The sequence below is a fragment of the Stenotrophomonas sp. YJH_SMC_36 genome, assembly GCF_059369935.1.
The window spans coordinates 112,923-126,955 of the sequence record NZ_JCAFTD010000009.1 but is presented as its reverse complement, the minus strand read 5'-3'; the positions used below and the strand labels follow the sequence as shown (position 1 = coordinate 126,955).

Here is a 14,033-nt window from a genome sequence, read left to right as displayed (position 1 = left end):
GATGAACGACCTGTCCCGCCAGGCAACACGCCTCGAAGCCATCGAAGGCAGCTACGACAAGTGGCTGCTGGGTGCGATGCTCGCGCTCACCGGGCTGGGCGTGGTGATGGTGGCGTCGAGCTCGATCGCGTTGATGAGCAGCCCGTTCTACTACCTCAACCGCCACCTGGTGTTCCTGGCGATCGGCATCGTGCTGGCTGCCATTGCCGCGCGTACCGAGCTGAAGTCCATCGAGCAGTACAACCAGGTGCTGCTGCTGGGCTGCTTCGCACTGCTGCTGGTGGTGTTCATCCCCGGTCTGGGCAGCAGCGTCAATGGTGCCCGCCGCTGGATCAACCTGGGGGTCTCCAAGTTCCAGACCGTGGAAGCGGTGAAGGTGCTGTACATCGTCTGGCTGTCCAGCTACCTGGTGCGCTTCCGCGACGAGGTCAACGCGACCTGGCCGGCGATGCTCAAGCCGCTGGGCGTGGCCGGTGCGCTGGTGGTGCTGCTGCTGCTGCAGCCCGACTTCGGTTCGTCGACCCTGCTGCTGGCGATCACGGCCGGCATGCTGGTGCTGGGCGGAGTCAACATGCCGCGCATGTCGATGCCGGTGATCATCGGCCTGGTTGGCATGAGCGCGCTGGCGATCATCGAGCCATACCGCATGCGCCGCATCACCTCGTTCCTGGACCCGTGGGCCGACCAGCAGGGCGACGGCTACCAGCTGTCCAACGCGCTGATGGCGGTGGGGCGCGGCGAGTGGACCGGCGTCGGCCTCGGCAATTCGGTACAGAAGCTGTACTACCTGCCCGAAGCACATACCGACTTCATCTTCTCGGTGACCGCCGAGGAATTCGGCTTCATGGGTACCTGCGTCATCATCGCCCTGTTCGCGCTGCTGGTCGGCCGCACCTTCTGGCTGGGCATGCGCTGCGTGGAAATGAAGCGCCACTTCTCCGGCTACATCGCCTTCGGCATCGGCCTGTGGATCAGCATGCAGACCTTCGTTTCGATCGGCGTGAACCTGGGCATCCTGCCGACCAAGGGCCTGACCCTGCCGCTGATCTCCTCGGGCGGTTCGTCGGTCCTGATGACGTGCGTGGCGATGGGCCTGCTGCTGCGCGTGTCCTACGAGCTGAAGCGTGCCGAGCGCCGCCAGGCCGTGCGCATCGGCGGCGGCGACGATGCTGCCACCGCACCGGCCGAAGAGCCGTCCGCCCCGTCTGCGGGGTCGCTGCCGATGGGCGCGGACGCGCCTGCCGGCGCGGGCCCTGCCGTGCGTGGCACCAGCCGCCTGCAGTCCCGCGTCGAACCGACTTTCGGGAGGCTCGGATGAGCGCTGCCGACCACAACGTTCGCCCGGTGATGATCCTGGCCGGTGGTACCGGCGGGCATATCTTCCCGGGGCTGGCCGTGGCCCGCGTGCTGCGCGAGCGTGGCGTGCCGGTCACCTGGATGGGCGCCGAAGGCGCGATGGAAACCCGGTTGGTGCCGCAGCACGACATTCCGATCGACACGCTGTCCATCACCGGCCTGCGTGGCAAGGGCAAGCTGGCACTGCTGGGCGCACCGTGGCGGCTGATGCGCGCGTTGCGTGCGGCCGGCATGATCATCCGCCGTCGCCAGCCGCGTGCGGTGATTGCCTTCGGCGGATTCGCCTCGGGACCCGGTGGCATGGCCACCCGCCTGCATGGGCTGCCACTGCTGGTGCACGAGCAGAACCGCGCACCCGGCATGACCAACCGCATCCTGTCGCGCTACTCGCGCCGCCTGCTGACCGGGTTCCCGGGCACCTTCGCCAAGGGTGAAGAAGCGGTGGGCAATCCAGTGCGCGCGGAGATCGCCGCGATCGCGCCGCCGGAACAGCGTTTCGCCGATCGCCACGGTCCGTTGCGCGTGCTGGTGGTGGGTGGCAGCCAGGGTGCGCGCGCACTCAACAGCGGCGTGCCGCAGGCCATCGCAGCGCTCGGTGCGGAAGTGCCGGTGCAGGTGCGCCATCAGAGCGGCGAGAAGCTGCACGCCGAAGCGGTCGAGGCCTATGCCAAGGCGGGCGTGCAGGCGCAGATCACGCCGTTCATCGCGGACATGGCCGAGGCATTCGCGTGGGCCGACCTGGTCGTGTGCCGTGCCGGGGCATCCACCCTGGCCGAGCTGTGCGCGGTCGGTGTCGGCAGCGTGCTGGTGCCATTCCCCGCCGCCGTCGACGATCACCAGACCCGCAACGCGGAGTATCTGGTCGAGCGCGGCGCGGCGGTTTTGCTGAAGCAGGACGGAACGCTGGCAGACGGCATTGCCGCACTGCTGCGCGATCTGTCCGAAAATCCCGGCCGCCGCATGCAGATGGCGCAAGCCGCGCGTGCCCTGGCCAAGGTCGATGCCGCCGAGCGCATCGCCGATATCATTCTCGAGGAAGCTGTATGAAGAAGGCATGCCAGCGCGCCTGCCCTGCGCGAGGCCGCGCATGATCCGTCGCCTGCACGACACCAACGACCTGGTGCGCGCCTTCCCGCGCGTGCACTTCGTCGGCATCGGCGGCACCGGCATGAGCGGCATCGCCGAAGTGATGCTGACGCTGGGTTATGAAGTGTCCGGTTCGGACAATGCCGACAATGCGGCCACCCGCCGCCTGGCCGGCCTGGGCGCACGCATCATGCGTGGCCATTCGGCGGCCAATGTGCTGGGCACCGACTGCGTGGTGGTGTCCAGCGCGATCCGCGAAGACAACCCGGAGCTGATGGAGGCGCGCAGCCAGCGCATTCCGATCATGCCGCGTGCGGCGATGCTGGCCGAGCTGATGCGCTTCCGGCGTGGCATCGCCGTGGCCGGCACCCATGGCAAGACCACCACCACCAGCCTGACGGCAGCGGTGCTGAGCGAGGGCGGCCTGGACCCGACCTTCGTGATCGGTGGCCAGCTGCTGGCCGCCGGCGCCAATGCCAAGCTGGGCGGTGGGCAGTGGCTGGTGGCAGAGGCCGATGAGAGCGATGGCAGCTTCCTGCGCCTGAATCCGCTGATGTCGATCATCACCAACATCGATGCGGACCACCTGGAAAACTACGGCAACGACTTCGCCCGGGTGCAGGCCGCATTCGCCGAGTTCCTGCAGCGCCTTCCGTTCTACGGGCTGGCGGTACTGTGCATCGACGATCCGGAAGTGGCTGCACTGGCCGCCAGGACGCCGCGCCACGTCATGAGCTACGGCATGAGCCCGCAGGCCGACGTGCGCGCCGAGAACGTGGTGCAGGAGGGCTCGCGCATGCGCTTCACCCTGCGCCTGCCGCAGGGCACCAGCCAGGAAGTGGTGCTGGCACTGCCGGGCCGGCACAACGTGCTCAACGCGCTGGCCGCCGCTGCGGTCGGTTGGCAGCTGGGCGTGGCACCGGATGCAATTGCCCGTGCGCTGGAGGCCTTCGCCGGCGTCGGCCGTCGCTTCAATGACCTGGGCGAAGTCACCACCGCCAGCGGTGCCAGGGTGCGGATCATCGATGATTACGGTCATCACCCGAGCGAACTGGAGGCGGTGTTCGCCGCTGCCCGCGGCGGCTGGGCCGACAAGCGCCTGGTGGTCGCGTTCCAGCCCCACCGCTACAGCCGCACCCGCGACCAGTTCGACAAGTTCGCTGCAGTGCTGTCCAGCGTCGACGCGCTGGTACTGAGCGAGGTCTACCCGGCCGGCGAGGAGCCGATCGCAGGTGCCGATTCGCATGCGCTGGCACGCGCCATCCGCGCCCGCGGCCGCAGCGAGCCGGTGGTGGTGGGCAAGGCCGCCGAGCTGGCGAGCGTGCTGCCGGACGTGCTGCAGGATGGTGACCTGCTGCTGATGATGGGGGCCGGCGATATCGGCGCCGTCGCCACCCACATCGCAGTGGAAGGCTTCAAGGCGGAGGGCGAGGCGTGAGCACGCTGACCTTCCCGCCGCTGCGCAGTACCGACCCGGCCGCGTTCGGTCGCGTCGCCGTGCTGCTCGGCGGTACCTCCAGCGAGCGCGAGGTGTCGCTGGATTCCGGCCGCAACGTGCTGGAGGCGCTGCAGTCGCGCGGCGTCAATGCGTTCGCCGTGGACGGCATTCCGGCCCTGGCCCGGGCATTGGCCGGCGGCGGCATCGATCGCGTATTCAACATCCTGCACGGCCACAACGGTGGCGGAGAGGATGGCATCGTGCAGGGCCTGATGGACGCCTTCGGCGTGCCGTACACCGGCTCGGACGTGCTGGGTTCGGCATTGAGCATGGACAAGATCCGCACCAAGCAGGTGTGGCTCTCGGTCGGTTTACCCACCCCGCAGTACCGGAAGGTCACTGCCGAGACCGTCCACGCACAGGCGCGCGAGCTGGGCCTGCCGGTGGTGGTCAAGCCGGCCAACGAAGGCTCGAGCGTGGGCATCAGCCGTGTGACCGACGAAGCAGGCCTGGACGAGGCGGTGGCGTTGGCCGCGCGCTACGACGGCCAGCTGCTGATGGAGCAGATGGTGGTCGGCGACGAGCTGACCGTCGCCATCCTTGGCGACGTCGCACTGCCGTCGATCCGCATCGTGCCCAAGGGCCAGTGGTACGACTACAACGCCAAGTACATCGCAGAAGATACCCAGTACCTGTGCCCGGGCCTGGACGGCGAGGCCGAGGACGAGATCCGTCGCATCGCGCTGGCCGCGTTCCGCGCCGCCGGCTGCCGTGGCTGGGGGCGCGTGGACGTGATGCGTGACCGGGCCAGTGGCCGCTTCTTCCTGCTGGAAGTGAACACCGCGCCGGGCATGACCAGCCACTCGCTGGTGCCCAAGGCGGCCCGCCAGGCCGGCATCGGCTTCGAGGAGCTGGTGTGGCGCGTGCTTGAACAGACCCTGGAGGCTGGCCACGCATGAACGCGGTGCTGCGCATCTTCGTCTGGCTTCTGGCGCTGTCGGTGGTGGCACTGCCGGTGGTGGCCGTGGTCAATGGCTGGGTCGGCGCCGAGCGCTGGCCGCTGGCGAAGCTGCGCGTGCACGGTGAATTCAAGCGCGTGCCGGCCGAGCAGCTGCAGCAGGTGCTGTTGCCGTATGCGCGTGCCGGGTTCTTCGCGGTCAAGCTGCAGGATGCGCAGGACGCACTGGAGAAGCTGCCGTGGGTGGAAAGCGCGCAGGTGCGCAAGCAGTGGCCTGACGTGCTGGAAGTGACCCTGGTCGAGCACAAGCCTTTCGCCCGCTGGGGCGAGGGTCGCCTGCTGTCCGAGCAGGGCAAGCTGTTCCCCACGCCGAAGAAGCTGGCCGACCTGCAGCTGCCCGAGCTGGATGGCCCCGACAGCCAGACCGAGGAAGTGGTCAAGCTGTACAACGATTCACGCGCGCTGTTCGCGCCTGCCGGCGTCGACGTGCGCCGGCTGACCATGGATGCGCGCGGCAGCTGGTCGCTGGTGCTGAGCAACGGCACCGAAGTGGTGGTCGGGCGCGATGACGCCCGTTCGCGCCTGCAGCGCTTCGTGCGCGTGCTGCCACAACTGGCCAACCAGGCTGCGCCGATCGAGCGCGCCGATCTCCGCTACACCAATGGTTTCACGCTGAGCTGGGGCACCCCGGCCGCGCCGGCTGACGCGCCGGCGACCCCGGCAAGAAGGACGCAGGAAAGGACATGAATCGCAAGGGTGACAAATCGCTGATCGTCGGCCTGGATATCGGCACCTCCAAGGTGGTGGCGCTGGTGGGCGAGTATTCGCCGGGCAATCCGATCGAAGTGATCGGCATCGGATCGCACGAGTCGCGCGGCCTCAAGCGCGGCGTGGTGGTGGACATCGAATCGACCGTGCAGTCGATCCAGCGTGCGGTCGAAGAGGCCGAGCTGATGGCCGGCTGCGAGATCCGTTCGGTCTACGCCTCGATCTCCGGCAACCACGTGCAGTGCAAGAACTCGCCGGGAATCGTGCCGATCCGCGATGGCGAGGTGACCTGGGGCGACCTGGACCGCGTGCTCGACGCTGCCAAGGCGGTGGCGATTCCGGCCGACCAGAAGATCCTGCATGCGATCCCGCGCGAGTACGTGCTGGATGATTCGCAGGAAGGCATCCGCAACCCGGTGGGCATGACCGGTGTGCGCCTGGAAGTGCATGCACACCTGGTGGTGTGCGCGCAGTCCGCCGCCGCCAACATCAGCAAGTGCGTGCAGCGCTGCGGCCTGCAGGTGGATGATCTGGTGCTGTCCTCGCTGGCCTCCAGCGTGGCGGTGCTGACCGCCGACGAACGCGAGCTGGGCGTGGTGCTGGTCGACATGGGCGCAGGCACCACCGACATCGCGGTGTTCGTGCAGGGCGCGATCTGCCACACCGCATCGCTGCCGATTGCCGGCGACCATGTCACCAACGACATCGCGCACATGCTGCGCACGCCGACCCCGGAAGCCGAGCAGATCAAGGTGCGCTATGCCTGCGCCCTGGCCCAGCTGGCCACTGCCGAGGAGAGCATCCAGGTGCCGTCGGTGGGTGATCGCCCGCCGCGGCGCATGCCGCGCCATTCGCTGGCGCAGGCAGTGCAGGGCCGCTACGAGGAAATCTTCGAGATGGTGCAGGCCGAACTGCGTCGCTCCGGCTTCGAAGAGCTGGTGCGCGCGGGCATGGTGCTCACCGGCGGTGCATCGAAGATGGAAGGCGTGGTCGAGCTGGCTGAAGAGATGCTGCAGATGCCGGTGCGCGTGGGCATTCCGCAGCACGTCACCGGCCTGGGCGAAGTGGTCGGCAACCCGGTGCACGCCACCGGCGTGGGCCTGCTGCTGATGGGCAGCCAGATCGAGCATCCGCGCCGGCCATCGCTGCCGACCGGGCGCGCCGGCAGCATGTTCAAGAAACTCAAGACCTGGTTCCGCGGCGAGTTCTGACGCGGAACCCGTAACGCCGGGCATCGCCCGGATGCAGCACCCGCAACACAACGCAACACCGGCAACACACAACCCACACAGCCGCAACGGCGGCATGCAGCAGGACGGCAGGACGCCCGAATGCCCATGCCATCGAAAGCGGATACAACGAGGACACGGACATGGCGCATTTTGAACTGATCGAAAAGATGGCACCCAATGCGGTGATCAAGGTGGTTGGCGTGGGCGGCGGCGGCGGCAATGCCGTGGCGCACATGGTCAACTCGGCGGTGGACGGCGTGGAGTTCATCACCGCCAACACCGACTCGCAGGCCATCAAGAATTGCGGTGCGAAGCTGCAGCTGCAGCTGGGCACCAACGTGACCAAGGGCCTGGGCGCAGGCGCGAACCCGGAAGTGGGCCGCCAGGCCGCCCTGGAAGACCGTGAGCGCATCATGGACGCCCTGCAGGGCGCCGACATGGTGTTCATCACCGCCGGCATGGGCGGCGGCACCGGCACCGGTGCGGCGCCGGTGGTGGCGCAGCTGGCCAAGGAAATGGGCATCCTGACCGTGGCCGTGGTCACCAAGCCGTTCCCGTTCGAAGGCCGTCGCCGCATGCAGGTTGCGCTGAAGGGCATCGAGGAACTGAGCCAGCACTGCGACTCGCTGATCACGATTCCGAACGAGAAGCTGATCACCGTGCTGGGCCGCAACGCCACCATGATCCAAGCGTTCCGTGCCGCCAATGACGTGCTGCAGGGCGCCGTGCAGGGCATTGCTGACCTGATCGTGCGTCCGGGCCTGATCAACGTCGACTTCGCCGACGTGCGCACCGTCATGTCCGAAATGGGCCTGGCGATGATGGGTACCGGCACCGCCCGTGGCGATGACCGTGCCCAGGCTGCCGCCGAAGCGGCGATCCAGAACCCGCTGCTGGACGATGTGAACCTGGCCGGTGCCAACGGCATCCTGGTCAACATCACCGCCGGCGCCGACTTCACCATGGCCGAGTTCGACGAGATCGGCCGCACCATCGATGGCTTCGCGTCCGAAGATGCCACCGTGGTGGTCGGTACCGTGCTGGATCCGGACATGCAGGACGAAGTGCGCGTGACGGTGGTCGCTACCGGCCTGAACCGCGTGTCGGCCAGCAAGAGCCAGCGTCCGGGCGAGCGTGCGCCGATCAAGCTGGTGCGCAATGCCACCACCGGCCAGCCGGAGTTCGGCGAGTTCGACACGGGTGGCGATGCGGTCTCCAAGGCCGTGGGCGGCATGGGCCTGGGCCTGCGTCGTGCCAGCAGCGATACCGCGGCAGCCTCCACCGCGTCGGCCCCGGCCTCTTCGGCCCCGGCGGCGGCGGAACTGCCGAACGATTACCTGGACATCCCGGCGTTCCTGCGCCGCCAGGCGGACTGAGCGGAGCTGCCCGGGGCTTGTCCTCCCCGGGTCGCGCCACCATGTCCTGAAGTGCGGGCGCCGGGCCAGGATAGGCCCGGCGGCCCTTCACGCGTGTCCCACCCGCGCGCCGGTGTGTCCTGCCGCCGTTTCAGCCGGGGTAGGGGAGTGCGCGTGTTAATCTAAGGTGTCACTTCCGGTCTGCCCCCATGATCCAGCAACGCACCCTCAAGAACACGATCCGCGCCACCGGCGTTGGCCTGCACAGCGGTGACAAGGTCTACATGACCCTGCGCCCGGCACCGGTCAACCACGGCATCGTGTTCCGCCGCGTGGATCTGGATCCGGTGGTGGAAGTGCCGGCCAAGGCGGAGCTGGTCACCGAAGTGACCCTGTGCACCGGCCTGACCTGCAACGACGCCAAGGTCCAGACCGTTGAACACCTGATGTCGGCTCTGGCCGGCCTGGGTGTGGACAACATCATCGTCGAGCTGTCCTCGGCCGAGCTGCCGATCATGGACGGTTCGGCCGGCCCGTTCGTGTTCCTGCTGCAGTCGGCAGGCATCGTGGAACAGGATGCGCCCAAGCGCTTCATCCGCGTGCTCAAGACCGTGGAAGTGACCGAGGGTGACAAGGTGGCCCGCTTCACGCCCTACGAGGGGTACAAGCTGGGCTTCACCATCCAGTTCGACCACCCGATGATCCCGGCCAAGCAGTCACGCCAGGAAATCGAATTCTCCACGCTGGCGTACACCAAGGAAATCTCCCGCGCGCGCACCTTCGGCTTCATGCGCGACCTGGAGTACATGCGTGAACGCAATCTGGGCCTGGGCGGGTCGATGGACAACGCCATCGTGCTTGACGAGTTCCGCGTGCTCAACGAAGACGGGCTGCGCTACGCCGACGAATTCGTGCGCCACAAGATTCTTGATGCGATCGGCGACCTCTACCTCGCCGGTGGCCAGGTGCTGGGCGCCTACGAGGGCTTCAAGTCCGGTCACGCGCTCAACAACAAGCTGGTGCGCGCGCTGATGGCCGATGCCAGCGCGTGGGAGTGGGTCAGCTATGACTCGCCGGCGGTACCGGATCCGGTCGAGTACGCCACCCCGGCCTACGCCTGATCCACATAACGTTTTGAATTGAAAGGAAAAAACGCCGCCTCTCAGGGCGGCGTCCGCATTTCTGGAGGCTGCGATGGATACGACGCAGCAGGTGACGCGACTGTCGGTCTGTCGTCACGGTTTCGTGAACCTGTTGGATCGGAAGCCTGAATTTAACGTTGTTTTAACAACAATCTAACGACAGGTCCACCGGGGACCGCTAGGATGCGACCCGGCCCCCGAAATGTTTCACGCTGCGGTGACACGCGCGACGGGGAGCGGAGCAGGAGGCTCCGTTGTCCTCAGGACCGCTTCTTCGGCTTCGAAGGAACATCCTGCAGGGCTGCCAAGGCGTCGCGTAGCCCTTTGTGCGTGGCGGCTGAAACTGCGTGGGGGCCATTCCGGTTGTCGATCGCTGGGGAGCGTGAGGGAGTGGTGGACGCAGTCTTGATGGTCACCCTGGTGGCCTTCAGCCCGATGGACCGGGCCGCGTCGAGAAGCTGGGCCTCGGCAAGCCGGAACTTGGCATGCCAGACCGGGGACTCGACGAGAAAAACGAGGTGTTCCCCGTCCACATTGGCCAGCCGGCAACGGCTGCGCAGAGGTGGCGGCAACTGGGGGCGCAACTGACGGTCCAGCGCGTCGAGCCACAAGGCACGCCGCAGCGGGTTCCCGCTTTTGTCCGCCATTACCGCATCCAGTGCCGGTTTCGGCACGGAAGCGGGGCGAACGCTGGATTTCGGCTCAGACATGAAAACTCACTGATGGCATTCAAAAAGATCGTAATCAAAACGCGTGAAGGTCAGGCCAAATCGGCGCTCACGCGTTTGCGGTTCTATTTCGAGGACCGCCCCCGTGCCCTGCTGGGCAGCGTGCTCGGGGTAGGCTGCATTATCGGCTTTGCAGGCGGAATCGGCGCCAACGCGTTCAACGATTCGCGGCTGCAGGCCAAGGTCGACCGCCAGGAGGCTGAACTGGCCAAGGTCCAGCGCGATGCGCAGACCCAGGTCAACGCGCTGGCGGCCCGCCTCGGCGAGCTGCAGGCGCAGGCCACCCGCCTCAACGCCCTGGGCGAACGGCTGACCCAGATGGGCAAGCTGGAAGATGGCGAGTTCGACTTCAACGAAACTCCCGGCCTGGGTGACGGCGATGCCGGCGGCCCGACCTCGGACATCCCGGTCAAGGATGTCAACGCCGACTTACAGGTGCTGGAGCAGCGTTTCGCTGCTTCAGGCCGCCAGCTGTCGGTGATGGAATCGCTGATGTTCGATCACCAGCTGCAGCAGAACGCCGTGCCTTCGCGCATGCCGATCCGCAACAGCTATGTCACGTCCGGCTTCGGCACCCGTGCCGACCCCTTCGGCCGCGGTGCCGCCACCCACAAGGGCATGGACTTCCACGCCCGGGTCGGCGATCCGGTCATGGCCGTGGCCGATGGCGTGGTCAGCTTCTCCGGCGTCAAGGGCGGCTACGGCAACGTCGTCGATGTCGACCATGGCAACGGCTACGTCACCCGCTACGCGCACAATTCGCGCCTGGTCGTGAAGGTCGGCGATCTGGTCCGTGCCGGCCAGGAAGTGGCCAAGGCCGGTTCCACCGGTCGCTCCACCGGCGCCCACGTGCACTTCGAGGTGTGGGAAAACGGCAACGTGGTCAACCCGCGCAAGTTCCTCGGCGACGGCGGCAACACGCCGGTCGGCCGTATCAGCCGCGGCTGATTCCAGCGCCGGGCATGGCCCGGCGCCACCCTCCTTGGGGTCAGATCCTTTCGCCACGGCGAAAGGGATCCGACCCCTTTGCTCAACCCCGGTTTGCCGGATCCGGGCCGATCACGCCGCACGGGACGCTTGAAACCCCTCCCGGCCGTCCCAAGCTACAATGGGTGTTGCCATCGACAGGGCGCCAAGCGCCCTGTTTCGTTTGCGGCGGACGGATTCCCCAGGGAAGGCCGGGCGTCGTGTCCATCCAACCCGGTTCCTTCAATGATCAACAGCCTGCTTACCCGCGTATTTGGCAGTCGTAACGAACGACAGCTGCGCCAGCTCAACCGCATCGTCGCCAAGATCAATGCGCTGGAGCCGGAGATCGAGAAGCTTTCCGACGAGCAGCTGCAGGCCAAGACGCCGGAGTTCAAGCAGCGCATCGCCGGCGGTGAGGCCCTGGACAAGGTCCTGCCGGAAGCATTCGCGGTCTGCCGCGAAGCCGGTCGCCGCGTGCTCGGCATGCGCCACTACGACGTGCAGCTGATCGGCGGCATGGTCCTGCACCTGGGCAAGATCGCCGAAATGCGTACCGGTGAAGGCAAGACCCTGGTGGCCACGCTGCCGGTGTACCTCAACGCGCTGGAAGGCAAGGGCGTGCACGTGGTCACCGTGAACGACTACCTGGCCCGCCGCGATGCCGCGCAGATGGGCAAGCTGTACAACTGGCTGGGCCTGAGCGTGGGCGTGGTGTATCCGGGCATGCCGCACAGCGACAAGCGCGAAGCCTATTCCGCCGACATCACCTACGGCACCAACAACGAATTCGGTTTCGACTACCTGCGCGACAACATGGCGCTGTCCAAGGCCGATCGCTATCAGCGCGGCCTGCACTACGCCATCGTCGACGAAGTCGACTCCATCCTGATCGACGAAGCACGCACCCCGCTGATCATCTCCGGCCCGGCCGACGATTCCCCGGAGCTGTACATCCGCGTCAACCGCATCGTGCCGAACCTGGTCAAGCAGGAAGTGGAAGACGGCGAGGGCGACTTCTGGGTCGACGAGAAGGGCAAGCAGGTGCACCTGTCCGAAGCGGGCATGGAGCACGCCGAACAGCTGCTGGTCGAGGCCGGCATCCTCAACGGCGACACCGAAGGCCTTTACGCGGCGCAGAACCTGACCGTGGTCCACCACCTCAACGCCGCCCTGCGCGCGCACGCCATCTACCAGCGTGACGTGGACTACATCGTGCGCGATGGTGAAGTGGTGATCGTGGACGAGTTCACCGGCCGTACCCTGGCCGGTCGCCGCTGGTCCGACGGCCTGCACCAGGCGGTGGAGGCGAAGGAAGGCGTGCCGGTGCAGCGTGAGAACCAGACGCTGGCCAGCATTACCTTCCAGAACCTGTTCCGCATGTACAAGAAGCTGTCCGGCATGACCGGTACGGCCGATACCGAAGCATTCGAGTTCCAGAGCATCTACGGCCTGGAAGTGGTGGTGATCCCGACCAACCGCCCGACCATCCGCAAGGACAGCCCGGACCAGGTGTTCCTCAACCGCAAGGGCAAGTTCAACGCGGTGCTGGCCGACATCGAGGAATGCGCCAAGCGCGGCCAGCCGGTGCTGGTCGGTACCACCTCGATCGAAACCTCGGAAATGCTGTCCGAGCACCTGCGCAAGGCGGGCGTGAAGCACGAAGTGCTCAACGCCAAGCAGCATGACCGCGAAGCGACCATCGTCGCCAATGCCGGTCGTCCCGGCGCGGTGACCATCGCCACCAACATGGCCGGCCGTGGTACCGACATCGTGCTCGGTGGTTCGCTGGAAGCAGAGCTGCATGCGCTGGGCGAAGATGCCACCGATGAACAGAAGGCGGCGATCAAGGCCGACTGGCAGCAGCGCCACGAAGCAGTGAAGGCGGCAGGCGGCCTGCACATCGTCGGCACCGAGCGCCATGAATCGCGTCGTATCGACAACCAGCTGCGTGGCCGTTCGGGCCGCCAGGGCGACCCGGGTTCGTCCCGCTTCTACCTGTCGCTGGAAGACAACCTGATGCGCATCTTCGCCTCCGACTGGGTGCAGAAGGCCATGCGCATGATGGGCATGAAGGAAGACGACGTCATCGAAGACCGCCTGGTCAGCCGCCAGATCGAGAAGGCGCAGCGCAAGGTCGAGGCCCACAACTTCGACATCCGCAAGAACCTGCTGGACTTCGACGACGTCAACAACGACCAGCGCAAGGTCATCTACGCCCAGCGCGATGAACTGCTGGACGCCGAATCGGTGAAGGAGAACGTCGATGGCATCCGCGACGACGTCGTCTTCGACATCGTTGCGCGCTTCGTGCCGCCGAACTCGGTAGACGAGCAGTGGGACCTGCGTGGCCTGGAAGCGACCCTGGAGTCGGAGTTCGGCCTGCAGATGTCGCTGACCGACCTGGTCAAGTCGCACGAGGAACTGGACGCCGAAACCATCGCCGCCAAGGTGCAGGAGCGCGTCAACCAGCACTTCGCCGAGAAGGAAGCCAGCGTCGGCGACGAGACCATGCGCGCGCTGGAAAAGCATGTGATGCTGACCGTGCTGGACCAGAGCTGGAAGGAGCACCTGGCACGCATGGACTACCTGCGCCAGGGCATCTACCTGCGGGGTTACGCGCAGAAGCAGCCGAAGCAGGAGTACAAGAAGGAAGCCTTCGAGCTGTTCTCGGACATGCTGGAGAACGTCAAGCGCGAAGTGGTGACCCTGCTCGCCCGCGTGCGCATCCGCAGCGACGAGGAAGTGCAGGCACTGGAAGCGGCCGAGCGCCAGCAGGTCGAGGCACGCCTGCGCCAGTCGCAGTTCCAGCACCAGGACGCCGGCGGCTACAGCGCCGACGAGGAAGCGGCGCAGGTGCAGGCCGCGCAGCAGGGCGTGGCCCAGGTGCAGCGCGAAGAAGCCAAGATCGGCCGCAACGATCCGTGCCCGTGCGGCAGTGGCAAGAAGTACAAGCACTGCCACGGCCAGCTGAGCTGACCGGCCAGAGAGCCCCGCGAAAGCG

The 14,033-nt window shown here is 66.7% G+C and carries 11 protein-coding genes; 10 read left to right on the top strand and 1 reads right to left on the bottom strand.

The features are described 5' to 3' along the window. Window position 1: 1 nt before the first annotated feature. The 8 genes from ftsW (at window position 2) to lpxC (ending at window position 9,314) form a co-directional block, all read left to right on the top strand. Complete coding sequence (gene ftsW, locus AC5P76_RS17200) at window positions 2-1,318, top strand: putative lipid II flippase FtsW (RefSeq protein ID WP_065175812.1); 1,317 nt, start codon at window positions 2-4, stop codon at window positions 1,316-1,318. Then, window positions 1,315-2,403 (top strand): undecaprenyldiphospho-muramoylpentapeptide beta-N-acetylglucosaminyltransferase, encoded by a 1,089-nt coding sequence (gene murG, locus AC5P76_RS17195; RefSeq protein ID WP_065175811.1) that lies wholly within the window; start codon window positions 1,315-1,317, stop codon window positions 2,401-2,403. Before ftsW ends, murG begins: the two co-directional genes overlap by 4 nt. A gap of 40 nt (window positions 2,404-2,443) precedes the next feature. Next, window positions 2,444-3,880 (top strand): UDP-N-acetylmuramate--L-alanine ligase, encoded by a 1,437-nt coding sequence (gene murC / locus AC5P76_RS17190; protein ID WP_053516454.1) that lies wholly within the window; start codon window positions 2,444-2,446, stop codon window positions 3,878-3,880. Beyond that, window positions 3,877-4,839 (top strand): D-alanine--D-alanine ligase, encoded by a 963-nt coding sequence (locus AC5P76_RS17185; protein ID WP_253119405.1) that lies wholly within the window; start codon window positions 3,877-3,879, stop codon window positions 4,837-4,839. The genes murC and AC5P76_RS17185 overlap by 4 nt, the downstream gene beginning before the upstream one ends. Continuing rightward, a complete protein-coding gene (locus AC5P76_RS17180) occupies window positions 4,836-5,585 on the top strand; it encodes a cell division protein FtsQ/DivIB (RefSeq protein WP_053516451.1) in 750 nt (249 codons plus the stop codon). The genes AC5P76_RS17185 and AC5P76_RS17180 overlap by 4 nt, the downstream gene beginning before the upstream one ends. Then, window positions 5,582-6,817 (top strand): cell division protein FtsA, encoded by a 1,236-nt coding sequence (gene ftsA, locus AC5P76_RS17175; RefSeq protein WP_005408083.1) that lies wholly within the window; start codon window positions 5,582-5,584, stop codon window positions 6,815-6,817. The genes AC5P76_RS17180 and ftsA overlap by 4 nt, the downstream gene beginning before the upstream one ends. 161 nt (window positions 6,818-6,978) lie before the next feature. Further along, entirely contained in the window at window positions 6,979-8,214 is a 1,236-nt protein-coding gene (ftsZ, locus tag AC5P76_RS17170) for a cell division protein FtsZ (protein ID WP_053516450.1), read from the top strand. A gap of 188 nt (window positions 8,215-8,402) precedes the next feature. Continuing rightward, window positions 8,403-9,314 (top strand): UDP-3-O-acyl-N-acetylglucosamine deacetylase, encoded by a 912-nt coding sequence (gene lpxC, locus AC5P76_RS17165; RefSeq protein ID WP_053516449.1) that lies wholly within the window; start codon window positions 8,403-8,405, stop codon window positions 9,312-9,314. Window positions 9,315-9,595: 281 nt separating this feature from the next. Here the strand turns inward: lpxC and AC5P76_RS17160 are convergent, their stop codons facing one another. Beyond that, on the bottom strand, window positions 9,596-10,045 hold the full coding sequence (locus AC5P76_RS17160) for a DciA family protein (RefSeq protein ID WP_053516447.1): 450 nt from the start codon (window positions 10,043-10,045) through the stop codon (window positions 9,596-9,598). Between the two features lie 12 nt (window positions 10,046-10,057). On the opposite strand from AC5P76_RS17160, the gene AC5P76_RS17155 reads away from it, so the two are divergent. Both AC5P76_RS17155 and secA read left to right on the top strand, forming a co-directional pair. Beyond that, a complete protein-coding gene (locus tag AC5P76_RS17155) occupies window positions 10,058-11,011 on the top strand; it encodes a M23 family metallopeptidase (protein WP_053516446.1) in 954 nt (317 codons plus the stop codon). Between the two features lie 264 nt (window positions 11,012-11,275). Then, on the top strand, window positions 11,276-14,008 hold the full coding sequence (secA, locus tag AC5P76_RS17150) for a preprotein translocase subunit SecA (protein ID WP_053516445.1): 2,733 nt from the start codon (window positions 11,276-11,278) through the stop codon (window positions 14,006-14,008). Window positions 14,009-14,033: the final 25 nt, after the last annotated feature.

What these genes read in the sequence shown, in the direction of transcription:
- ftsZ (WP_053516450.1), top strand. Translation starts at nt 6,979, where the DNA reads ATGGCGCATTTTGAACTGATCGAAAAGATGGCACCCAATGCGGTGATC.
- AC5P76_RS17155 (WP_053516446.1), top strand. Translation starts at nt 10,058, where the DNA reads ATGGCATTCAAAAAGATCGTAATCAAAACGCGTGAAGGTCAGGCCAAA.
- ftsW (WP_065175812.1), top strand. Translation starts at nt 2, where the DNA reads ATGAACGACCTGTCCCGCCAGGCAACACGCCTCGAAGCCATCGAAGGC.
- AC5P76_RS17160 (WP_053516447.1), bottom strand. Translation starts at nt 10,045, where the DNA reads ATGTCTGAGCCGAAATCCAGCGTTCGCCCCGCTTCCGTGCCGAAACCG.
- secA (WP_053516445.1), top strand. Translation starts at nt 11,276, where the DNA reads ATGATCAACAGCCTGCTTACCCGCGTATTTGGCAGTCGTAACGAACGA.
- ftsA (WP_005408083.1), top strand. Translation starts at nt 5,582, where the DNA reads ATGAATCGCAAGGGTGACAAATCGCTGATCGTCGGCCTGGATATCGGC.
- AC5P76_RS17180 (WP_053516451.1), top strand. Translation starts at nt 4,836, where the DNA reads ATGAACGCGGTGCTGCGCATCTTCGTCTGGCTTCTGGCGCTGTCGGTG.
- murG (WP_065175811.1), top strand. Translation starts at nt 1,315, where the DNA reads ATGAGCGCTGCCGACCACAACGTTCGCCCGGTGATGATCCTGGCCGGT.
- lpxC (WP_053516449.1), top strand. Translation starts at nt 8,403, where the DNA reads ATGATCCAGCAACGCACCCTCAAGAACACGATCCGCGCCACCGGCGTT.
- murC (WP_053516454.1), top strand. Translation starts at nt 2,444, where the DNA reads ATGATCCGTCGCCTGCACGACACCAACGACCTGGTGCGCGCCTTCCCG.